Source organism: Enterococcus sp. VV15, assembly GCF_005236045.1.
Taxonomy (GTDB): domain Bacteria; phylum Bacillota; class Bacilli; order Lactobacillales; family Enterococcaceae; genus Enterococcus_B; species Enterococcus_B durans.
The window spans coordinates 22,143-44,336 of sequence record NZ_QPTY01000016.1 but is presented as its reverse complement, the minus strand read 5'-3'; the positions used below and the strand labels follow the sequence as shown (position 1 = coordinate 44,336).

The window sequence follows — 22,194 nt, the reverse complement described above, 5'->3', positions numbered from 1 at the left end:
TCTTATTGCTCCCTTCCTACATCCATCATTTCCATGAATTCGTCGAATAAATGTAAAGCATCATGTGGCCCAGGTGCAGCATCTGGATGGAACTGAACACTGAATGCTGGATAATTTCGGTGTCTGATTCCTTCTACTGTTCCGTCATTCACTTCAACATGGGTCACCATCAATCGTTTTGGGTCCACCGTTTTCTCATCCACTGCATATCCGTGATTCTGTGAGGTAAAATCAATCCGCCCAGTAGCGATTTCTCGCACTGGATGGTTCAATCCGCGATGACCAAACTTCATTTTATACGTGTCTGCTCCATTTGCTAATGCAAAGAGTTGATGCCCAAGACAGATGCCAAAAATCGGGATTTTCCCTTGGATACCTCGGATCATCTCGATTGCTTCTGGTATGTCTTTAGGATCACCAGGACCATTCGTCAGCATGACTCCATCAGGCGCTAAGGATAAAATCGTTTTTGCATCCGTATTATAAGGAAGGACAGTCAAATTACAGTTACGTTTACTTAATTCTCTTAAAATGCTGTGTTTCAAACCAAAATCGATCACCACGACATTTCGTCCTGTTCCAGGACTTGGATAAGGTTTATTCGTTGATACTTGTTGCACTTGATTGGTAGCAAGCACAGTTGCCTTCAATTGATCAAACGCATGCTCAAATGAATCACCTGCATCAACGATACTTGCTTTCATCGTTCCCACTTCACGGATTTTTCTCGTTAGCGCTCTCGTATCGATCCCAGAAATCCCCGGGATACCTTTACGTTTCAGAAATTCATCTAGCGTCATTTGACTGCGCCAGTTTGAAGCAACTCGTGCATGTTCTTTCACTACTACACCTTTACAAGTTGGAGAAATAGATTCGTAATCATCGCGATTGACACCATAATTCCCCACCATCGGATAAGTAAAAGTGATGATTTGTCCATTGAAACTTTGGTCAGTGATCGTTTCTTGATAGCCTGTCATGCTAGTCGTAAAAACGATCTCGCCAAAGACATTGTTTTTTGCGCCAAATGCGTTTCCTTTAAATACCGTACCGTCTTCCAAAATCAGTAATCTTTCCATGCGGTTATTCCCCCTTTTGCCAAGCAAGTTTTCCATCAACAAACGTCAATAACGTTTCTCCCTTGATCTTCCACCCAACAAAAGGTGTGTTTTCCCCTTTGGAAAGGAAATCTTTTTTATCGATCTCGCTAAGGTGTTCAATAGCGAAAACGGCTAAATCAGCAGGCGACCCGATCGTTAATGTGCCAGCATTCAATTGGAAGATCTCAGCTGGTTTCACAGCTAGCCAATTGATGACTTGTTCCAATGTGAAGCGTTTAGTTTCAACGAAATGTGTGTAAATCAATTGAAAAGCTGTTTCGCTTCCCACGATACCGAATGGTGATTCTAAGAAACTCTTACTTTTTTCTTCTAATCCATGTGGTGCATGGTCAGTGGCAATGCAATCGATCGTTCCATCGAGTAGCCCTTCGATCAAAGCTTCACGGTCTTCTTTTCCACGTAAAGGCGGGTTCATTTTCCAAAAGCCAAAATCTTCCGGTATATCTTCATCAATCAAGATCAAATGGTGCGGTGAAACTTCCGCAGTTACGTGAATTCCTGCTTTTTTGGCATCACGAATTACCCGCACACTTTCTTTTGTGGAGACGTGACAGACATGATAATGAGCGCCAGTCGCTTCCGCCAATAAGAGATCGCGTGCGATTTGTGAAGATTCAGTTACACTTAAAATACCCGGCAAGCCAAGTTCTTCTGCTTTTTTGCCTGCATGCATCACACCGCCAAACAATAATGATTCATCTTCGGTATGTGCAACTAATGCTTTCTTGTTTTTGGCTGCTTCTTTCATTGCAAGATACATCGTTCCCGCTGTCTGGACACCCACTCCATCATTCGTAAAAGCAAACGCGCCTTCAGCAATCAATGCTTCTTGATCTACTAATACTTCACTGCGAAGGTTTTCGGTGATAGGTGCATATTGTAACACTTTCACCACCGCATTTTGTTTGATCAGATTATAGACATTTTTCAATTTTTCTGCTGTATCAGGTACTGGATTCAGATTAGGCATTGCACATACAGTCGTGAAACCGCCTCTAGCAGCTGCTTTCGAACCGGCTTCGATCGTCTCCTTGTATGTAAATCCCGGTTCTCTCAAGTGGACATGGACGTCTACTAAACCAGGGGTGATCAATTGCCCTTTTGCATCATACACTTCATCAAATTCAGTCTCGGAAAAACCAGTTCCTATCGCTTTGATTTTTCCATCTTCGATCCAAATTTCTGCAGGTGTTGTTTCGTTGTTTCTAGTATTGATTTGACCGTTTTTAATGAGTGTTTTCATGTTTTCTTCCTCCTTGCTTTACGCTTTTCCGTTTAATACCGCTTCTAAAATCGCCATTCTGACAAACACACCGTTACTCATTTGCTGAACAATTCGCGATTGTAACCCTTCAACTAGTGAATCTGCCAATTCCACATCCCGGTTGACTGGCGCCGGGTGCATGATAATTGCATGTTTTTGTAATTTTTTTGCTCGTTCAATCGTCAATCCGTATTCCTGATGGTAAGCTTCCTTCGAAAAGCTTTCTTTTCCATCATGACGTTCATGCTGAACGCGAAGCATCATCATTACATCAACTGTATCTAATAATTCATTTAGTGGAACGTAATGCCCGTAAACTTCAAATTCTTCATCGTACCATTCTCTAGGGCCTGAGAAAAAGACTTGAGCACCTAGTCGCTTAAGCATCTGCATATTTGATTTTGCTACACGAGAGTGGGTGATGTCCCCTACGATAGCTACTTTCAATCCATCGAAATGGCCAAATTCTTCATAAATCGTCATCAAATCAAGAAGGCATTGTGTCGGATGCTGACCACTTCCATCGCCACCATTTATAATCGAGCATTGGATCGTTTTGCTTTGGATCAGTTCGTCATAATAATTTTCATCTCCATGTCGGATAACTGCTACATCGACCCCTAAAGCTGACATCGTCAACACTGTGTCGTACAAGGTTTCACCTTTTTGTACAGAACTCGTGCTTGCTTCAAACTCGATGACCTCTAGACCCAATTTCTTTTCTGCAACATCAAAACTCTTGTGGGTTCTCGTACTATTCTCAAAAAATAGGTTCGTTGCAAAATATTGTGATTTTTGCGGCGTCCAGTTTGCGCCTTGTTTAAATTCTTGCCCACGACGGATCAGTCCCATTACTTCCTGATCCGTTAAAGCTTCCACTGTCAATAGATGTTTTAAACTAATGCGTTCTGATTTGATGATCACGTTGATTCCTCCTTAGTTTTCTTCGCTACGTGAAGTTTCTGGTAAGATAAGATTTAAGATGATACCAAGTACAGTTGCTAAAGCCATTGCTGATAAAGTGAACGTGCCAACCTCGAAGACCAAGCCTCCGATACCGACAACTAAGATCACTGAGGCAATCAATAGATTTTTCTTTTTGTCAAAATCAACTTTATTTTCAATCAAGATCTTCATCCCACTTGCAGCAATGACACCGAACAAGATGAAGCTGATTCCTGAAATAACTGGTCCAGGGATACTTAGGATCAAAGCACTTAGTTTACCAACAAACCCTAAGATAACTGCGAAGACTGCAGCACCGCCGATTACAAAGACACTGTGTACACGAGTGATTGCTAAGACACCGATATTTTCACCGTAACTTGTTACTGGAGGTCCACCGACAAATGCAGCAACGATCTGTGCCAGACCATCTCCCATTAATGTTTTGTGTAAGCCTGGATCTTCGAAAAAGTTCCGTTTTGTTAGTTTGTTCAAGACCATCAAGTGACCGATATGCTCTGTCATCGTGACAAATGCGATAGGTGCCATCGTTGTGATTGCTCCTAGATAAAGTTTCGGTTCATATTGGACAAATGGTATTTCGAAGTTCGGTAAAGCAAACCATGCAGCATCAACGATTGGTTTCGTGTCGACGATACCGAATAATAAAGCAACGATATATCCGCAAATGATTCCTAGTAAGATCGGGATAAGTCCCAGAAAACCTTTTAACCACATATTGAAGAAAATCGTTAGTGCCAATGTGATCAATGCGACCGCGATATATTTAAAATCGTATTTTCCTTGATTGTACATTGCGTTCGTTGCCGCATTAGCCGCAAGACCTAATCCAATAACCATGATAACTGGGCCAACTACGATAGGTGGCAGAATTTTATCCAACCAAGACGAGCCAATTTTTTTAATGATAAAAGCGACGATCAGATAAACAAGTCCTGTAGTGACCGCCCCTTGAGCAATAGCTGGATACCCATCGGTTTTCATCAAAAGCTGCATCGCTGCGATGAAGGCAAAGCTACTTCCCAAGTAAGCTGGGATTTTTCCTTTTGTTGTCACAAGGTAAACCAATGTTCCTAATCCTGAACTCACCAATGCGATCCCTGGGTCAATACCGACTAAGATCGGTACAAGTACGGTTGCTCCAAACATGGTGAAAAGATGCTGTAAACTTAATCCTACCCAGTGGCCTACAGTTGGACGGTCGTGGATATCTAATACTACATTATCGTTATGGAATTCTTTTTTCTCTGACATACTGTTCTCCCCTATTCTTCCTCTTTCAAGATCATGATTCGATCTTGCCCATCTAGCTCTTGCATCTCCACAAGAATTTCTTCGACTTTAGATGTAGGAATGTTTTTCCCCACGTAATCGGCACGGATCGGTAATTCTCTGTGTCCTCGGTCAACAAGAACCGCCAGAGAGATCTTTCTTGGACGTCCGAAGTCCATCACTGCATCCATCGCTGCTCGGATCGTCCGTCCTGTGTATAAAACGTCATCAATCAAAATGACTTCTTTTCCTTCTAATGAAACAGGGATATCAGAAGAGTGTAGTTCTGGTTCATCTGGTGCTTCTTTTTTATCATCGCGATAAAGTGTGATGTCCAATTCTCCCACTGGTACCTCGATACCTTCCAATTGTTTCAGGCGTTCAGCGATCCTTGAAGCGATGTATATTCCTCTCGTTTTGATGCCGACAAGAACGATATCGTCGATACTGTGGTTTCTTTCAATAATTTCATAAGTGATTCGTGTCAGTGCACGTTTCATCGTTACTTGATCAACAACTTCTTTTGCTTGCATGTGGTCCCCTCCATTTTTTACACAAAAAAACTCCTGCCCTAAGAGGACAGGAGGAATGTTTTAGACTGAGCGTATACTTTGGATACACTGATAGTTATACTCTGCTAGAGAGCAACGTTTGATATGGCGCACCATATGTCGCTTTGCTCACACCCTTCTTAGCCTCACGGGACTAAACTTAAAGGAAATCATATTTAGTTTTTTTATGCTTTCGTTGTTAAATACTATACCGTTAACTTATTTAAAAAGCAATATCTTTTCTCAATTTTTCTAAAGTTTTTTCAAAAACTTCTGGAAGCGGTGCTTCAAATACCATCTGTTGTCCAGTGACGGGATGTTCAAATCCTAATAATCTCGCATGAAGGAATTGTCCATGTCCCTTTAATGTCTTCTTCGGTCCGTAAGTTGGATCACCTGCTAAAGGATAGCCGATATATTTCATGTGTACACGGATTTGATGTGTGCGACCGGTTTCCAATTGTAACTCTACCAAGGTATAATCGGCAAAGCGTTCCAATACTTGAAAATGTGTCACTGCTGGTTTTCCATCTTCACGGATTGCTTGCATCTTTCGATCGACTTTTGAACGTCCGATCGGAGCATTGATCGTTCCTTTTTCATGCGGGATCACACCATGGACAAGTGCCACATACTTTCTTAAGGAAGTCTTGTCTTTCAACTGTTTGGCTAAAGATTCATGGGCTTGATCATTTTTCGCGACCATCAATAAACCTGAAGTATCTTTGTCGATTCGATGAACGATCCCTGGACGGATCACGCCATTGATCGATGAAAGATCTTTGACATGATACATCAGCGCATTCACCATCGTTCCATGTGTATGCCCAGCAGATGGATGAACAACCATACCTTGTGGCTTGTTGACCACTGCGACAGCTTCATCTTCATAGACGATCTCCAACGGAATATCCTCCGCAATAATATCTAGAGTTTCTGGCTCTGGGATCAGTACCACTATTTCATCAGTTGGTTTTACTTTATAGTTTGCTTTCACTGGTTGCCCGTTGACGGACACTGCTCCTTCTTTCAACCAGAGCTGTATTTGAGAACGGCTATGGTCAGGGAACAATCCTGTGAGTACTTTATCGATCCGTCCAGTTTCCTGGTGGATCGTTGCTTTTAATTCGGTCATTTTTTCTTTTGGTCCTTTTCATCTAAAATAGTATAAATCAAAATACAGATCACTCCACAAACAAGTGTCACATCTGCTACGTTGAAAATAGGGAAGTTTATAAAATCAGTCTGGAACATGTCTACAACATATCCCAGCCGCATACGGTCGATGAAATTGCCGATCGCTCCTGCTAAAATCAAACTTAATCCGATCATAAACCAACGATTGCCAGTTTTACGGTTTTTGACCATCAATGTGATGACTACAACTACCGCAATGATCGTTATCAAAGCGAAAAACCACATTTTGCCTTCTAACAAACTCCATGCGGCTCCTGTATTACGAATATGGTTCAATGATAAAATATTAGGAATCAACGATCTTGTTTCTCCCAATGCTAAATCATGGACGATCCACCATTTCACCCACTGATCAAGTCCGATCAACAAGCCACTGATAATAAAATAAATAGCTAACAAAAAATCAATCCTTTTCTACTTGATGATAAATATCTCTTGGTCTGATGATCCCTAATAAATTGCCATTAGGATTACCATCTTTGGTAATCAATATTGCTTCCAATGTGCCTTGCTCACGAAACATCTCTTCGACTTCAAAAATATAAGTACTCGCTGAGACAAAGCGATAATTCGTATACTTACTATCTTTAAAAATCAAGTCGGCAGCTTTTTTACGTGTAAGATCGATCGTTCCTTTTTGACTTTCTTTCGCTAGCCAAAAACCGATCACCCGTAAAGTGATCAACGCTTCAAATTTCCCTTTATTATAAAGAGGAAATTGGGAATAACGTTTTCTCGCAATCGTTCCTAGCAGCTCTGACAACGGGAGATCCCGTTCGAAACCAGTCACATGTTTTGAAAATCGAGGCAATACGGTCTCTGGTTGGAGCAACTCTCCTTCGATCTGCTGTATCTTATTGACTGCCCAGTCATTAGGCTCAGCAATCACAAAATCTACTGCGATACGATCGTGAACGATGGCGTTCCTTAACTGTGCCAGTTGTAGCAAATCTTCTTCGTATTTCTTGATCACCGCATTCTTTCTCTGCGCTAATCTTCGTACCAACTCAGTGAACCCCATATTCCGAGCATTGCCCATTGCATCTCTCATCCATTTTTCGATGCGATTGAAACTACTTAAAAAAATGTCAGAGTTTGCCATTTCATTCCTCCTTGATTATATACGCTTGGTTTTTGATATAAAAAAAGAAAGCCAGCATAACTAAGATCACTACTAAACTGTAACCGAACTGTTGCACGTACACAGCACTTAACCCACTAGCTAAAAATAAAAAGGGGTAGGATTGTAGTAATAAGAGATTCATCTTTACCACATAGCTAGCAGCCGGATGTGTAATCGTATAAATAGGACTTTTTAACCAAAAAAAAGTGATTTGCATCGTAAATGGTGCTATTACGTCGAGAGTGATCGACTGATTATTACTGATACTTTTCGTCTTCTTGCCATTGATCCACAAAACAAGCGGGCTGCCCATTCCATAAAAACCAGTTTTTCTCGTCAGTTTGATCTCCATCATGCACCCTCCTATTGTGTTTTAGTATACCTTAAAAAACACCAACAAGAAAGAGTCAGGCAGTTGCCCACTGAATTTTTTCCTTGATCCCATTGCAAGCAAAGGATTGGAAAGTCATAGAACTTACCGATTATTCACTCCACTTCTTCATTCACAGATATCTACTCATAATAAAAAGCCAAATGATCTCGAAAATACTATCTTTCGGATCATTTGGCCTATTTATCCGTATGGTTCTCTTTGAACATAAATGTTTAGAAATTGCTCTGCCCATAGAGTGAGAGACTTCTACCTAAATTACGTTAAAATAATCCAATAACTTCGCCATCCTTTGTAACATCCATATTCAAAGCTGCTGGTTTTTTCGGAAGCCCTGGCATCGTCATAACATCGCCAGTTAGTGCGACAATAAATCCAGCCCCTAGTTTTGGAACAAATTCGCGAATCGTTAGTGTAAATTCTTCTGGCGCACCTAACAAAGTAGGATCATCAGAAAATGAATACTGTGTTTTTGCCATACAGATCGGCAATTTATCCCAGCCATTTTTAGCAAACTCTGCAATTTGTTTTTCTGCTTTATTGCTGAGAGTGACCCCTTTACCACCGTAGATTTTCTTGACGATAGCAGTTGTTTTCTCTGCAATCGTGTCTTCTACGTGATATAGCGGGCGGTAATTGGCGGGTTGACTATCGATCAAGCGCACCACTGCTTTAGCAAGTTCGATACCCCCATCTGCACCATTTTCCCAGACACTTGTCCGTTTTGCTAGCACACCTTGATCTTCACATAGCTCTTCTAATAGTGCAAGTTCAGCTTCTGTGTCTGAAACAAACTCATTGATGGCTACGATAACAGGAATACCATAGCTTTCCATATTACGGATATGGCGTTTTAGATTACTAAAACCTGATTTTAAGGCTGGAAGATCTTCTGTCTTTAGTTGATCTTTCTGTAACCCACCATGCATTTTCAATGCACGGACAGTTGCTACGATCACGATTGCATCGGGTGCTTTTTTCAAGTTGGGAACTTTGATATCTAAAAATTTCTCGCCACCTAGATCTGCACCAAATCCGGCTTCTGTGACTACATAGTCCCCTAATTTTAGTGCAGTATGTGTCGCTAAAATACTGTTGCAGCCATGGGCAATATTCGCAAAAGGACCACCATGTATGAATGCAGGTGTGCCATAGATCGTTTGTACTAAATTCGGCTTGATTGCATCCTTCAATAAAAGTGCAAGTGCCCCTTCTGCTTTTAGATCCCCTGCAGTCACTGGCTGACGATCGAATGTATAACCAACCACGATTCGAGCCAGACGCATTTTTAGATCATCGATATCAGTAGCTAAACAGAGGATAGCCATGATTTCACTAGCCACAGTGATGTCAAATCCATCTTCTCTTGGCACACCTTGAATCGGACCGCCTAGACCAACAATGACTTTTCGCAATTCACGATCGTTCAAATCAACGACCCGTTTCCAGATAACTCTTCGTGCGTCGATATTCAACTCATTTCCTTGATGGATGTGATTATCCAAAATTGCAGATAACGCATTATTTGCCGAAGTAATCGCATGCATATCTCCAGTGAAGTGCAAATTGATATCTTCCATCGGTAACACTTGTGCATAGCCGCCACCAGCTGCGCCTCCTTTGATTCCCATGACTGGGCCTAAAGATGGTTCTCGTAGCGCGATAACTGTTTTTTTATCGATTTTATTCAATGCATCACCTAGGCCAACTGTCACTGTTGACTTTCCTTCACCAGCAGGCGTTGGGTTGATTGAAGTAACTAAAATCAGCTGTCCGTCTGATTTCTGTTTTAGATCATTGATCATGGAAAAATTGATTTTCGCTTTATACTTTCCGTATAATTCTAGATCATCCTCCTGGATACCAATTGTTTTTGCAACTTCAATAATCGGCTTTAATGTTGTTTCTTGCGAAATTTGTAAATCACTCTTCATCAAAACACTCCTTTTCACGAACTATATTTCTAAAAAATAGATCATTTGTTAAGATAATAGTAATTATACCTGTTTTTAATTTAAAAAAAAATAGCTTTTTTAATTTATTTGACGTACCTATAAATACTCTTTATAATATAGTCAATGATCAGACTTTAGAAAGGTCGTGAGTGCTTTGACCACAGGAATCGTGAAATGGTTTGACAATAAAAAAGGATATGGATTTATCAGTTATGATGAGACAGAAGAAATATTCGTCCATTTTACTGCAATCGAAGAAGAAGGTTTCAAATCACTTGAGGAAAATCAAACTGTTGAATTTGAAGTGATTGAAGGAAATCGTGGTACACAAGCGGCCCATGTAAAGAAACAAGTAATTGATAACTGAAGATACTGAAACGGCTATGTATAAACATAGCCGTTTTTTTTCTTTATTCAAGCTCGCAGCTGTTTTGGTTTATCCAAGTAGTCAAATCTTTTGAACAGCTGAAAGATCCCTGTTTTTCTCAGTTATTTCTCCGAACTAAATCCTCTTGTTGCCGCTTTATTTTCTAGTTGCTCTTGTTGATCATTGTCTTTAAAAAATGACACAAATGAAGCTTGAGCTTTTTTTTGCATTAGATAAAAGGAAGGTTCTGTCTTTCCTACATACTTGATTTTAACTCCTCGCTTTTCTGGAATGACCTTGTCGATCTCTTGTACGGTGATCACACGATCTTTCCAAAATGCAGCATATCTGATCTTTATCGAATGAGAGTTCAAAACAAACGCACGTCTTAGACCAAGAAATAGGAAAATTAAAAATAGCCCCAAGACTAAATTACTTTTCCAATACGGTCTAGTATTCTCAAGAGATAAGATCAAACTGAAAAATAAAATAATCAAGGTCAATGACCAATAAATGATCGTCTGCGCCCATTCAGGCTGCCAGCGAATTATTTTTTTCATCCTTCAACCTCGCATCAATTAGTAATGGTATAATTATAGCATAACACTATTTTTATAAAAAGGAGTGTGTTTCCCTTATGATAAAAGTATATATGGATGCTTCGACAAAAGGCAACCCCGGTCCTAGTGGCGGTGGGATACTGATTGTCCACGAAAACCGACAAGAACAGCTTAAGGTCCCTCTTTCAGAAGGCTCAAACCATCAAGCTGAGTTTGAAGTCTTTTTAAAAACTTTAACAATTCTAAAGGAAAAAGGTCTTACAAAAGAAACCATCTTGTGTTATTCAGACAGTAAAGTTTTAGTTTCAACAATCGATAAAGATCATACATCCAATCAAAATTTTATCTCGTACTTCCAAGCCATCCAGACACTTCTCTTGGAATTCACATTATTGATACTTCAGTGGATACCTGAAAGTAAAAATAAAGGAGCCGACCATTTAGCACGACAAGCCTTACAAGCACTGCTGGATAAAGAGTAAGAATGTTCCTTCTCTCATCTTTGACCATTCAGCGCAAAATTAAAGAGTCTTTTTAAAGACTCTTTAATAAAGCAAATAATTATGATCAAATGTGATATCTAAATCATAATTGCCGATTCTTTCCTCGATCTGGACACGAAGCACACGTTCTAATTCTTCATCAGAAAAGTTGAACTTCTCAGGCACCACCACATCGAATTGCAATTCCTTTCCATTACGAATCATACGAAGATCATGGAGTTTCAAGCCTTCTCCAGTTTCCTTGATGATCTTTTTAAGAACTTTTAGTATTTCTCTATAATTTTCATTGTTCACCGGCACTGGATCAAGGTGGCAAACCAATTCTACATCTAAAGTCTTTTTAAAGTCTTTTTCGATGATATCCATGATTTTATGGGCTTGGTTCAAATCAAGACTATCATCTACCTCGATATGAACAGAAGCAAATTTCTTACTTGGTCCATAATTATGAACAAGGAGATCATGGAACCCTAAGATGTTCTCATAGGATAATAGCAGTTTTTCCATCGCTAAAATTTCTTCTTTTGTTGGTCGACTTCCTAATAATTCATAAACAAAGTCACGTAGCATCATGATGCCACTTAACAAGATATACCCTGCCAAAGCAAACCCAACATACCCATCGATTCGCCAGCCCATCAACCATTCGATCCCTGCCGAAAGCAAAACTGCTAATGTTGTATAAACATCGTTGTAGCTGTCTTTAGCTGTTGCACGTAAGGTTTCTGAATCGATGGATTGCGCGATCGTTACATACATTCGACCTTGGACAAATTTTAAAATGATGGAAAAGAGTAACACTATAAAAATAATCGGAGAAAGTGTAAGACTTTCCGGATGGATGATTTTTCCAATCGAGGTCTCTAAAAATTGAAACCCGACATACGTAATAATGATCGAAACAAACAAACCGCTGATATATTCAAACCGCTCATGGCCATAAGGATGCTCTGGATCTGCCGGTTTTGCTGCAATCTTAAAACCCACTAAGGTTAAAATCGACGAAGCGGTGTCTGACAAACTGTTGATAGCATCTGCCATGATCGAGACACTTCCAGAAAAGAGACCAATCGTTAACTTTGAAATAAATAAGATCAGGTTGGAGAGCAAGCCTAAAACGCCAGCTAAGACCCCTTTTTTTGTTCGTTCTACAGATGTTATTTTCTTCTTTTTTGTCACTTTTTTACCCTTTCTCTCGTTATTATGGTTTAAGGGGTGTTGCTGAAAATAGTGCTTTTGCAATCAACGGGGTGATCACACCTGCTCCAATTGCTTCTGGAATACCATTGATTACAGCGATTCCTGCTAATGTTTTGAATAGCAAAGAAGAATCGACTCCATACGCTTCTGCAGTAGCCCCCGTATAAAACAATCCCATAAATCCTAAAACCAACACTGTGTTTACCAGTGAACCCAATACGCCAGCAACTGCCGAACCAACAACTATTGAGTGATACCGTCGATAGATCCAGTGAAAAACAAGACCTGCCACTAGACCTACTAAGACACGAGGAACAACAGAGATGATCGGATTCGTAAAGACAAGTGTATCAAATGGAGTCGTTGGCATTGCATATGCGCGAATGATTGTTGCTATCCCCCAAAACAAGCCAATAACCATCCCATCTTTTGGTCCTAAAACAACGGCTGCTACAATTACTGTGATATGGATGATCGTCAAGCTTATAAAACCTAGTGGAATGAACCCTAACCACGGTACCATTGCTTGAACAATGATAATTGCTAATAAAATCGCACGAATCACCAAACGAAATGTTTTATTTTTAGTATTCATCTATTTCCCTCCTTATTTTCTTTATCCTAATCGTAAAAGGTTTTGCTTATTTGTCAACTAATTGATTACAAATCAGCACAAAACAAGAAACTTGGAGTGATGTTGTCACTCCAAGTTAGTATTACTTATTCAAATTTGATAACTGTTCTTATTGATTCGCCAACCATGCTTTCGCTTCTGACAATGCATCTGGAATACCCGCTGGATTTTTTCCACCTGCTTGAGCCATGTCAGGTCGACCACCGCCACCGCCGCCAACTTTTGGTGCGATTGCTTTGATCAAATTGCCAGCTTTCAAACCAGCTTCATTCATTTCTTTTGTCATCGCAGCCAATAAGCTGACTTTTCCATCCTGTTCGTTTGCTAGAACAAGAATGTCAGAAATCGCTTTTTGTTTCCATTGGTCTGCTAATTGACGCAATTGGTTCATGTCTTTCACTTTGACTTGAGCTGTGATTATTGTTTTTCCATTGATTGTTTCGCTATTTTTGAATATATCGCCTGCTTGTTGATTTGCCAACTTGCTAGCCAATTGTTCATTTTCTTTTTGCAGTTCTTTCAGTTGTTGTTGCAATTGTTCTGTTTTAGACACTACTTCTTTCAACTGAGGAGATTTTACGATTGCAGCGACATCTTTCAACTGTTGTTCTTCTTCTTCAAGAAGTTCATATGCTTCTTTACTTGTTACTGCTTCAATACGACGAACACCTGCACCAATACCAGATTCAGAAACGATTTTGAATATCCCGATATTTTCAGTATTTGCTACATGCGTTCCGCCACAAAGTTCGATCGACCAATCACCCACATTGACTACGCGAACTTCACGACCATATTTTTCACCAAATAGCGCCATAGCCCCCATGTTTTTAGCTGTATCAATATCCGTTTCGATCGTTTCGACTGGAATAGCTTCCCAGATTTTTTCATTAACGATTTTTTCCATTTTGATCAATTCATCTGTTGTGATTTGACCAAAGTGAGTAAAGTCAAAACGTAAGTGGCCTGGAGCAACTAATGAACCTGCTTGATTCGCATGTTCTCCTAATACTTCTTTTAATGCTTTATGCAATAAATGGGTCGCTGTATGATTTTTGATGATTCGATTTCTTCTAGGTGCATCGATCAATAAATGGTAGACTTTTCCTTCTTTGATTGTTGAAAGAACCTCAACCGTATGCATAAACTGACCATTTGGCGCTTTTTGCACGTCAACGACATTTGCCACAATATCACCAGAGGCATCAATGATCCAACCAGTATCTGCTACTTGTCCACCCATTTCCGCATAGAATGGTGTTTCAGCAAAAATAAGTTGTGCTTCACCTTCTGTAAGCTCGCTTACAAGTTCTTCACCTTTGACGATTACCAAAAGTTCACTATTTGATTCAATATGATCATAGCCGACAAATTTACTTTCAACCTTGATATCTGTCAATAAAGCAGATTGTACGCCCATAGACTTTTCAGTGCTACGCGCAGAGCGGGCACGTTCTCTTTGTGCTTCCATTTCTTTTTCGAAGCCAGCATGATCTACTTTTAGCCCTTCATCTTCCGCCACTTCTTCTGTTAATTCGACTGGGAATCCATAGGTATCATAAAGTTTGAAGATATCTTTTCCAGAAAGTGTTGTGCCGTTTTCTTTTTTGACATCCGCGATGACTTGATTCAGGATTTCCAATCCTTCATTGATTGTTTCATTAAATCGTTCTTCCTCTGTTCGAACCACTTTTTCAATGAATTCTTTTTGTTGAAGGACTTCAGGATAATAACTAACCATGATCTCTCCAACAACTGGCACAAGGTCATATAAAAATGCTTTTTCGATCCCTAATTTTTTGCCATGCATCACAGCACGACGTAGTAGGCGACGTAGTACATAACCGCGTCCTTCGTTAGATGGTAAAGCCCCGTCTCCAATAGCAAAAGACAACGCACGAATATGATCGGCAATAACTTTATAAGAAATATCTGTAACAGGATTTTCACCGTATTTTACTTGCTTGCTTAATTTTTCTACCGCATGGATGATTGGTAAGAATAAATCTGTTTCGAAGTTCGTTGGAGCATCCTGAACAATGGAAACCATCCGTTCAAGTCCCATCCCCGTATCAATGTTTTTATGTGGCAATGGTTCAAATGTATTATCTGGTTTGTGGTTAAATTCAGAAAAAACAAGATTCCAGATTTCTAGGTATCGTTCATTTTCCCCACCAGGATAATTTTCGGGATCATCTTCTGCTAAGTCATTATAAGCTTCTCCGCGATCGTAGAAGATTTCTGTATCTGGACCACATGGACCGGCACCGATATCCCAGAAATTATCTTCCACATCAATGATATGATCCATTGGTAACCCAACTTCTTCATGCCAAATACGTTTTGCTTCTGTATCTTTGGGATAAACAGTCACATATAGTTTCTCAGAATCGAAAGCCATCCATTCAGGACCAGTTAAAAATTCCCATGCCCAGTGAATTGCTTCATTTTTAAAGTAATCCCCGATTGAAAAGTTCCCTAACATCTCAAACATCGTGTGGTGGCGAGCTGTCTTCCCAACATTTTCAATATCGTTCGTACGAATCGATTTTTGCGCATTTGTGATTCTTGGATTTTCTGGTACGACTGAACCATCAAAATATTTTTTTAATGTTGCAACCCCAGAGTTGATCCATAATAAAGTTGGATCATTCACTGGAACTAACGATGCACTCGGTTCGATTATATGCCCTTTTGATTGAAAGAAATCTAAAAACATTTGTCGAACTTGCGCACTACTTAATTGTTTCATTTCATAACCTTCTTCCTTGATTTTAAAGTACAAAAAAACACCATCACAGCCAAGGACGAAAACTCGCGGTACCACCTTGATTGCAATGATGTTCGATCATTACCTCTTAAACTCGATAACGCTGAGTGGCGTTGATATTGCTATCAAGAAAAAAAAGGGAGCAATTTGGATGTAGACTATTCTTTTTTCAGCCTAGAAAGAATTTTCTGTCAGTCTTTGAACAAACAAACCATATCCTTTTCGTACCTTATTAGTATACGTATTCTCATTTCTTCTGTCAACAACTCTCGAAGATTTCTTTCCTTATTCCATAAACATTTTTTGTTCAAATAGCTTTGAAAGATTATAATCACAAGAAATTCTTTCAAAAAGAGAAAACATGCTTACTATTCATCAAGAAAAGCAATAGCCTTAGATTTATCCAAAACAACAGTAAAATCCCTGCCAGATCAAGATAAATTGGTATCTAAAATCTAGATAACACAACACTAACACTCAGTATTATTGATTCAATACATTTATCCTAGCTTAGAGATAGTTAAATTTACAAGAAAAAAGCAAGCCAGGATGACTAGCTCACTTTTGAAGTTTTATTTATGTGAATTTTTCTTGTTTTTTCTAGCAGTTCTTGTTTGTTGTCTTCGTTCAATCTTGCGTTCTTTTTTGTTCTTTTCCGCGATTGCCCAATCGATTTTTTTCTTATACCCAGGTTTGATTTTTTTCTTTTTCTTTTTCACAAGGCCAATCAATGTTGGATCAAGAATATCTTTTGATTTTTCCCGTTTCGTTCGGCGGTTTCGATCATAAGTTTTAATGATTTCATCATTCTTGATCTCCATTGGTTCAAAAGTCACACCGATTTTTTCAATGCCATCGATTGCTTGTTCATCACTTGGAGAATATAACGTGATTGCTGTTCCTTTCAGCCCATTACGTCCTGTACGACCGACACGATGGATAAAGAAATCTAAATCACCAGGAACTTCTGCATTAATAACATGGGACACTCCTTCGATATCGATTCCACGAGCAGCTAGATCCGTAGCAACAACATATTGATACTCTAAGTTTTGTACTTGACGCATCACACGTTTTCTTTCTCGAGGTGTGATTCCCCCATGGATTTTTGCAACTTTAAGACCTTGATTTTTCAAGTAGTCCGCAATTTCATCCACATTTTGCTTAGTATTTGCAAAAACGATTGTCAGATAAGGATGACCGATCGTTAGCAATTGATAGATCATTCGATTTTTATCTTTCCCTTTAGTTGAAATCAACCAATTTTCAATATCTTCAGAAATGACTGCTTTCGGTTTGATTTCTTCAATGATTGGATTGACCATATACTTACGTAAAAATGGACGTAGTTTTTCAGGAATTGTTGCTGAGAACACTAAGAATTGCAGTTTTTCAGGTAACCGACTTGCAATTTGATCGACTTCATTTAAAAAGCCCATATCTAATGTCATATCCGCTTCATCCACTACAAAAGCAAAAGCTGTATGGATCTTCAACGCTTGCTCATTCATCATATCTAAAATTCTACCTGGTGTACCAACTACAACATGGGGTTGTTGGTGATGCAAACGATTCAATTGACGTTGTTTGTCTGTTCCGCCGACAAAATTTGATACACGGACTTCTGGACTTGAAAATTTCGCAATCTGACTAGCAGCATCATAGATTTGCGTTGCAAGTTCCCGGCTAGGGGCAGTGATAACCACTTGAACTTCTTCTTTTTCAGCATTTATTTTTTCAAATAATGGCAATAGGAATGTGTGTGTCTTCCCTGAGCCAGTTTGTGATTGACCAATGATATTCTTTCCTTTAGCGATCAATGGGATCAATCGTTCTTGGACTTCAGTGGGTTGTTTGAACCCTTTTTCCATCAATGCTTCATTGATATATGGTTTAAAATGGAATTGTTCAAAATTACTCATTTTAGCACCTCTTCTCTTTCATTTTTTCACGACTTTCGAATTATAACACATACAGGCATTTTTTGCTTCCTTATTTCAAACTCTGCATCCCTGCAACTTATTGTTTATGCTTGTCTTCAATCGTACTGATTGTATGCGTATGGCTTGCCTTCTCATAAAATAAGACTCGTTTTTTTCGGATAAAGGATAGAATAATGTTCAAAACAAAAATAAATTGTGCAAACAAAATCCCAAGATATATAAATACTGAAGTCAACTGAGTCACACCCGTTGTATGATCAAAAACAATTTGCAGCAACTGCGAGATCCAACTTAAACCATAGAAAATAAAGTAGAGATACGCATAGCGGACAAACAATGATTTGAAGCTAAGTTTTGAGTTATCATCTGCTACGATCTTTATACGAACGATTCTCTTTCCAAGGGTTCGCCCATTAGTCAAATAAGGTACTAGCATAAAGTATAAGATGACTTCAATAAATATCCATCCACCACTTGAAGTGATACTTCCTATTTTAAAAGCCGCTTGCAATAACAACGTGATGATAAAAGTCAAAACAGACAAGAAACCCCAATCAATCAAATAGGCGACCAACCGTCTGGTAAGCGAAACCGTCTTCCCCTTTTCATATGAGATTTCATCCATTCGTGCTCTAGTTGGTAACATAAAGGTGAAAACTGGTTCGATGATGAAGCCCAATGCGCCACCGAGGGTATTTGTGAGGAGATCATTTACATCAAATAAACGATACGGTCTAGGGTAGATAAAATAAAGACCGCTCAGCTGTGTCAACTCAAAAAACAATGAGAGACAAAAGCTTGCAATGACAGTTTTTATAAAAGAAAAACGGAAATAGTACCTTAAATAGATACCAAAAGGCACAATCAGTAATAAATTGAACACTGGCTCTAAGAAAACACTTTGTCTCATCGCGGGCAAGTACGTACTTGGATCTGATAAAACTAAGACTGTATTTTGTCTAAAATGTTCCCAAGTAGCGAATAAATGCAGTTCCATTTTTGGCCCTGTCATCTGTGCCACAGCTTCTTTCGTAGGTAATGGCAAGATCACCAAAAAATATGCACATAGTAAATAAAAGACAAATGAGTACAAAACAATTGCTCTCGTTAAAATAAATGTTCCATACTTTCGATATTCATAAATAAAGAAAACCGATGAGATCGCTAATGCTAAAAATGGAAAAACAATCAGCGCAAATCTTATCGGTTCAATATAACTTGACATAAAAATCCCCCCCAAAAGATGTATATTTATCTTATCAGTACCGTTACAAAATATGCAAGTAATGGAGGTATTATTTTTAAAATTAAATCAATTGAAGTATGATAAACATGAAGGGAGGAATGAACAATGTTGAATATCTACTTTGTTTTTGGGGTTCCTATGTTTTTATTGATCCTTTATTTTGTTTTTGCGTACATACGCAAAAAAACGACTATCCACTATCTAGGCTTTATCCTCCTGATCATCTCAGGATTTATGCTGGTTTTCAACCTTCAAACGTGGCAACAGGCCTTACAAGAATTGGATCAATTCTCAGCAAAAGCTCTTTCTGAAAGAGTAGGTTATCCGATCTATCTGATTTGGGTACCTATTATCATTGCGTTTTTTTTGATCATACTCAACCTTTTGCGGGCGTTTCGCCGCTTCAACTACTTAAAAAGCAAAACATAAAAAAACGACTTTGTGTGATTAGGCAGCTTCCTAATACTCAAGGTCGTCCTATTTTTGATTAGTACAATGTGATCAATGCAAATTCATCTCGATACCGGGCCCTAATGGAATATTGAATACATAGAAAAGAATGAACAAAATCACCCATGTAATAATCAAGCCGACTGAGTGAGGTAACATCATCGAGATGATCGTTCCAACACCTGTTTTTTTCTGATACTTTGCCGCAAATGTCACGATCAATGCAAAATAAGGCATCAATGGTGTAATAATGATGATTGGAGAATCTGCTACACGGTAAGCGGCTAAAACAGCTTCTGGCGCAATCCCCAATTGATACAATAATGGAACAAAAATGGGTGTTAAGATTGCAAATTTAGGCACAGCTCCTACCAATACAAAGTCAAGCAATAATACTAACGCTAAGAAACTGAGCAACAATGCCAAACTACTTAAATTCATTCCTTCGATGATCGTCGCCGAGTTTACGGCCCAAACCGTTCCTAGATTGGTAAAATTGAAGTAAGCAATAAATTGGCTGATGATCAATAGTAAGAAGATCATCCCGCCTAAGTTACTAAATACTTTGATGATTGGCATAACGACGTCTAAACTTGATTTGATCTTGCCAATTGCTTTTCCAAAGCAAATAGCTGGAACCAAAAAGACGATCAGGATCAATGAAATCAAACTATCCATGAAAGGCGTAGAACCAATCAATTCTCCAGTTTCTGGATGGCGCAACGCTGCTCCTTCTGGGATCGTGATCAGTAAGATAACTGTCAATACAACTAAAAAGCCGGTCAATGCCCAACGCAACCCTTTTGATTCATCCTCGAGTTCGTCATTTGCAATGGCTTCCTCTTCTTTGAATATTCCTAAACGTGGTTCGATCAATTTTTCATTGATCAGTGTACAAACGATGACGATCAACACACTAGAAACAATCGAAAAATAAAAATTAGCCATCAAATCAACAGAGTAACCCGGGTTTATAATATGTACAGCATCATTCAAAATCTCAGTAAGCATCCCATCTATCGGTGTAATGACAAGATTGACACCGAACCCGCCTGAAACACCAGCAAACGCCGCCGATAGACCAGCTAAAGGATGCCGTCCCACTTTATAAAAGACTGCTGCGCCTAATGGGATCAAAACCAAGTAACCCGCATCAGAAGCGATACTTGACATGACTCCTAGTAAAACTAAGACTGCAGTCAAAGATGATTTAGGAACAACTTTCACTAATTTGCGGATCATCGCACCAATTAACCCTACTTCTTCCGCAAAACCTACGCCTACCATTGCCACTAAAGTCACACCAAGTGCTTGAAAACTCATTAGATTTGAAACCGTTGAAGTTAAGATAAAGCGAATACCTTCTCCGCTAAACAAACTCTTTACGTGAACTGTCGTTGATTCCAACTGTCCACTATCTGAATTAAATACTTCATAAGTGGCATTCTGCCCCATCATTTGAAAAATTTGTGATAGTACAGCCACAAACACGATGAGCATCAAGAAAATAATTGCGGGATGTGGTACACGATTCCCCAGTTTCTCTACACCATCTAAAATTTTATCTAATTTTGAATGATTCTTTTTTACGCCTTCTTTCATTGTTTTTATCTCCTTTAAAAGTAGCCGGTTGGCAAAGAAGTTGACTCTTCCTTAAACTTAGATGAACAAACTTAATTGATAGTAATCCCTACAGGAATAGCTTCATTTGAATGCAACATATCAAATGAATAGTGCCCATCCTAAAAAGTACTTGATATTCTACTCGCTATACCAACCAGCTCATCTATCCATTCTTTTTATTGTTTTCCAAATAATTGTGCTGCAATTTTTCTACCAGTTGGCGTATCTGCTAATCCACCTTCTGCCGTTTCTTTGAACATGGTTGGCATCTTTCTTCCCACTTGATCCATCGCTTGTATCACCTCATCTGCGGGAATAGCACTCTTGATACCTGCTAAGGCCATATCTGCCGTTAACAAAGCAAGTGATGCCCCCATTGCATTTCGTGTGATACAGGGAATCTCCACTAGTCCTGCGACTGGATCACAGACTAACCCCATCACGTTCATCAAAGTCAGTGCTACGGCATGACCGCATTGTTCAGGGGTGCCCCCAGCAAGCTCAACGAGGCCTGCACTTGCCATTGCACTAGCAGAACCAACTTCTGCTTGACAGCCCCCTTGAGCACCACTTATGGACGCCTGATTGGCAATTGCTAATCCTACTGCTCCTGCAGTAAACAAAAAGTTGACTTGCTGATTTTCATTCACCCCATGGACTTCTTTCATCATTGTAATGACGCCAGCACATACTCCGGCACTTCCAGCGGTTGGAGTTGCGCAGATCACACCCATCGATGCATTCAATTCATTCGTTGCAATAGCGTTTCTTGCTGCTTGCAGCGTGTTTTTCCCGCTAAAAGGCGACATTTTTTCTAAATAATCAGTGAGCTTCGGTGCATCACCACCTGAAAATCCCGTCACAGAGGCTACATCAGTCAAGCCTTTTTCAACTGCTTGTTCCATTGCCACTAAATTTCTCGCCATTTCTCCCCAGATGTCTTCTTTTGTCCGTCCGCTTACTTTCATTTCTAAATCAATCATCACTTCAGCCAGACTACTATCAGCTGCTAGAGAAATCAGCTCAGCTATTGTTACCATTCTTTTATTCTCCCTCAC

General features: G+C 39.4%; 21 protein-coding genes. 3 read left to right on the top strand and 18 right to left on the bottom strand.

All coding sequences use genetic code 11. The annotated features are described in order from the left end of the window. Positions 1–2: 2 nt before the first annotated feature. The 10 genes from DVW83_RS07530 to DVW83_RS07485 form a co-directional block, all read right to left on the bottom strand. A complete protein-coding gene (locus DVW83_RS07530) occupies positions 3–1,079 on the bottom strand; it encodes a carbamoyl phosphate synthase small subunit (RefSeq protein WP_104660396.1) in 1,077 nt (358 codons plus the stop codon). A 4-nt stretch (positions 1,080–1,083) separates the two neighbouring features. Continuing rightward, positions 1,084–2,364, bottom strand: a complete 1,281-nt coding sequence (locus tag DVW83_RS07525) for a dihydroorotase (RefSeq protein ID WP_104660395.1) — start codon at positions 2,362–2,364, stop codon at positions 1,084–1,086. A gap of 18 nt (positions 2,365–2,382) precedes the next feature. Further along, the gene (locus DVW83_RS07520) at positions 2,383–3,309 is read right to left on the bottom strand and encodes an aspartate carbamoyltransferase catalytic subunit (protein ID WP_104660394.1); all 927 of its coding nucleotides are present in this window, start codon (positions 3,307–3,309) and stop codon (positions 2,383–2,385) included. Positions 3,310–3,321: 12 nt separating this feature from the next. Beyond that, complete coding sequence (locus DVW83_RS07515; protein WP_016176697.1) at positions 3,322–4,605, bottom strand: solute carrier family 23 protein; 1,284 nt, start codon at positions 4,603–4,605, stop codon at positions 3,322–3,324. An 11-nt stretch (positions 4,606–4,616) separates the two neighbouring features. Next, positions 4,617–5,156, bottom strand: coding sequence for a bifunctional pyr operon transcriptional regulator/uracil phosphoribosyltransferase PyrR (pyrR, locus tag DVW83_RS07510; RefSeq protein ID WP_104660393.1), 540 nt, complete (start codon positions 5,154–5,156; stop codon positions 4,617–4,619). A 241-nt stretch (positions 5,157–5,397) separates the two neighbouring features. Further along, positions 5,398–6,309: an RluA family pseudouridine synthase gene (locus DVW83_RS07505; RefSeq protein ID WP_104660392.1), complete on the bottom strand. Its 912-nt coding sequence runs from the start codon at positions 6,307–6,309 to the stop codon at positions 5,398–5,400. Further along, positions 6,306–6,770: a signal peptidase II gene (gene lspA, locus DVW83_RS07500; protein WP_005879682.1), complete on the bottom strand. Its 465-nt coding sequence runs from the start codon at positions 6,768–6,770 to the stop codon at positions 6,306–6,308. The genes DVW83_RS07505 and lspA overlap by 4 nt, the downstream gene beginning before the upstream one ends. Before the next feature lie 4 nt (positions 6,771–6,774). Further along, complete coding sequence (locus DVW83_RS07495) at positions 6,775–7,473, bottom strand: CBS domain-containing protein (RefSeq protein ID WP_104660391.1); 699 nt, start codon at positions 7,471–7,473, stop codon at positions 6,775–6,777. A 1-nt stretch (position 7,474) separates the two neighbouring features. Then, complete coding sequence (locus DVW83_RS07490; protein WP_123862408.1) at positions 7,475–7,846, bottom strand: hypothetical protein; 372 nt, start codon at positions 7,844–7,846, stop codon at positions 7,475–7,477. A gap of 302 nt (positions 7,847–8,148) precedes the next feature. Beyond that, on the bottom strand, positions 8,149–9,819 hold the full coding sequence (locus DVW83_RS07485) for a formate--tetrahydrofolate ligase (protein WP_104660390.1): 1,671 nt from the start codon (positions 9,817–9,819) through the stop codon (positions 8,149–8,151). Between the two features lie 175 nt (positions 9,820–9,994). Between DVW83_RS07485 and DVW83_RS07475 the strand changes: the two genes are divergently transcribed. After that, on the top strand, positions 9,995–10,207 hold the full coding sequence (locus tag DVW83_RS07475) for a cold-shock protein (RefSeq protein WP_104660408.1): 213 nt from the start codon (positions 9,995–9,997) through the stop codon (positions 10,205–10,207). A 122-nt stretch (positions 10,208–10,329) separates the two neighbouring features. Here the strand turns inward: DVW83_RS07475 and DVW83_RS07470 are convergent, their stop codons facing one another. Further along, entirely contained in the window at positions 10,330–10,767 is a 438-nt protein-coding gene (locus DVW83_RS07470) for an EbsA family protein (RefSeq protein WP_104660388.1), read from the bottom strand. A gap of 77 nt (positions 10,768–10,844) precedes the next feature. Here DVW83_RS07470 and DVW83_RS07465 point away from each other — a divergent pair, with 77 nt between their 5' ends. Next, complete coding sequence (locus DVW83_RS07465; RefSeq protein WP_104660387.1) at positions 10,845–11,249, top strand: ribonuclease HI family protein; 405 nt, start codon at positions 10,845–10,847, stop codon at positions 11,247–11,249. Between the two features lie 63 nt (positions 11,250–11,312). On the opposite strand, the gene DVW83_RS07460 is transcribed toward DVW83_RS07465, so the two are convergent. The 5 genes from DVW83_RS07460 to DVW83_RS07440 form a co-directional block, all read right to left on the bottom strand. After that, positions 11,313–12,449: a cation diffusion facilitator family transporter gene (locus tag DVW83_RS07460; RefSeq protein WP_104660386.1), complete on the bottom strand. Its 1,137-nt coding sequence runs from the start codon at positions 12,447–12,449 to the stop codon at positions 11,313–11,315. A 22-nt stretch (positions 12,450–12,471) separates the two neighbouring features. Next, entirely contained in the window at positions 12,472–13,065 is a 594-nt protein-coding gene (locus DVW83_RS07455) for an ECF transporter S component (RefSeq protein WP_104660385.1), read from the bottom strand. Between the two features lie 148 nt (positions 13,066–13,213). Continuing rightward, positions 13,214–15,856 (bottom strand): alanine--tRNA ligase, encoded by a 2,643-nt coding sequence (alaS, locus tag DVW83_RS07450; protein WP_104660407.1) that lies wholly within the window; start codon positions 15,854–15,856, stop codon positions 13,214–13,216. A gap of 590 nt (positions 15,857–16,446) precedes the next feature. Then, positions 16,447–17,796 (bottom strand): DEAD/DEAH box helicase, encoded by a 1,350-nt coding sequence (locus DVW83_RS07445; protein WP_104660384.1) that lies wholly within the window; start codon positions 17,794–17,796, stop codon positions 16,447–16,449. 97 nt (positions 17,797–17,893) lie between these two features. Continuing rightward, the gene (locus tag DVW83_RS07440; RefSeq protein ID WP_123862411.1) at positions 17,894–19,042 is read right to left on the bottom strand and encodes a VanZ family protein; all 1,149 of its coding nucleotides are present in this window, start codon (positions 19,040–19,042) and stop codon (positions 17,894–17,896) included. A gap of 126 nt (positions 19,043–19,168) precedes the next feature. Between DVW83_RS07440 and DVW83_RS07435 the strand changes: the two genes are divergently transcribed. Beyond that, positions 19,169–19,492, top strand: a complete 324-nt coding sequence (locus DVW83_RS07435) for a hypothetical protein (protein ID WP_104660382.1) — start codon at positions 19,169–19,171, stop codon at positions 19,490–19,492. A 72-nt stretch (positions 19,493–19,564) separates the two neighbouring features. Here DVW83_RS07435 and DVW83_RS07430 read toward each other — a convergent pair whose 3' ends face one another. Together DVW83_RS07430 and sdaAA are read right to left on the bottom strand one after the other, a co-directional pair. Beyond that, positions 19,565–21,115, bottom strand: coding sequence for an AbgT family transporter (locus DVW83_RS07430; protein ID WP_104660381.1), 1,551 nt, complete (start codon positions 21,113–21,115; stop codon positions 19,565–19,567). 197 nt (positions 21,116–21,312) lie between these two features. Next, the gene (sdaAA, locus tag DVW83_RS07425) at positions 21,313–22,176 is read right to left on the bottom strand and encodes an L-serine ammonia-lyase, iron-sulfur-dependent, subunit alpha (RefSeq protein ID WP_104660380.1); all 864 of its coding nucleotides are present in this window, start codon (positions 22,174–22,176) and stop codon (positions 21,313–21,315) included. Between the last annotated feature and the right edge of the window lie 18 nt (positions 22,177–22,194).

Coding starts and splice junctions, on each gene's coding strand:
- DVW83_RS07530 (WP_104660396.1), bottom strand. CDS start 1,079: ATGGAAAGATTACTGATTTTGGAAGACGGTACGGTATTTAAAGGAAAC.
- DVW83_RS07525 (WP_104660395.1), bottom strand. CDS start 2,364: ATGAAAACACTCATTAAAAACGGTCAAATCAATACTAGAAACAACGAA.
- DVW83_RS07515 (WP_016176697.1), bottom strand. CDS start 4,605: ATGTCAGAGAAAAAAGAATTCCATAACGATAATGTAGTATTAGATATC.
- pyrR (WP_104660393.1), bottom strand. CDS start 5,156: ATGCAAGCAAAAGAAGTTGTTGATCAAGTAACGATGAAACGTGCACTG.
- DVW83_RS07505 (WP_104660392.1), bottom strand. CDS start 6,309: ATGACCGAATTAAAAGCAACGATCCACCAGGAAACTGGACGGATCGAT.
- DVW83_RS07495 (WP_104660391.1), bottom strand. CDS start 7,473: ATGGCAAACTCTGACATTTTTTTAAGTAGTTTCAATCGCATCGAAAAA.
- DVW83_RS07490 (WP_123862408.1), bottom strand. CDS start 7,846: ATGGAGATCAAACTGACGAGAAAAACTGGTTTTTATGGAATGGGCAGC.
- DVW83_RS07485 (WP_104660390.1), bottom strand. CDS start 9,819: ATGAAGAGTGATTTACAAATTTCGCAAGAAACAACATTAAAGCCGATT.
- DVW83_RS07470 (WP_104660388.1), bottom strand. CDS start 10,767: ATGAAAAAAATAATTCGCTGGCAGCCTGAATGGGCGCAGACGATCATT.
- DVW83_RS07465 (WP_104660387.1), top strand. CDS start 10,845: ATGATAAAAGTATATATGGATGCTTCGACAAAAGGCAACCCCGGTCCT.
- DVW83_RS07455 (WP_104660385.1), bottom strand. CDS start 13,065: ATGAATACTAAAAATAAAACATTTCGTTTGGTGATTCGTGCGATTTTA.
- alaS (WP_104660407.1), bottom strand. CDS start 15,856: ATGAAACAATTAAGTAGTGCGCAAGTTCGACAAATGTTTTTAGATTTC.
- DVW83_RS07445 (WP_104660384.1), bottom strand. CDS start 17,796: ATGAGTAATTTTGAACAATTCCATTTTAAACCATATATCAATGAAGCA.
- DVW83_RS07440 (WP_123862411.1), bottom strand. CDS start 19,042: ATGTCAAGTTATATTGAACCGATAAGATTTGCGCTGATTGTTTTTCCA.
- DVW83_RS07435 (WP_104660382.1), top strand. CDS start 19,169: ATGTTGAATATCTACTTTGTTTTTGGGGTTCCTATGTTTTTATTGATC.
- DVW83_RS07430 (WP_104660381.1), bottom strand. CDS start 21,115: ATGAAAGAAGGCGTAAAAAAGAATCATTCAAAATTAGATAAAATTTTA.
- sdaAA (WP_104660380.1), bottom strand. CDS start 22,176: ATGGTAACAATAGCTGAGCTGATTTCTCTAGCAGCTGATAGTAGTCTG.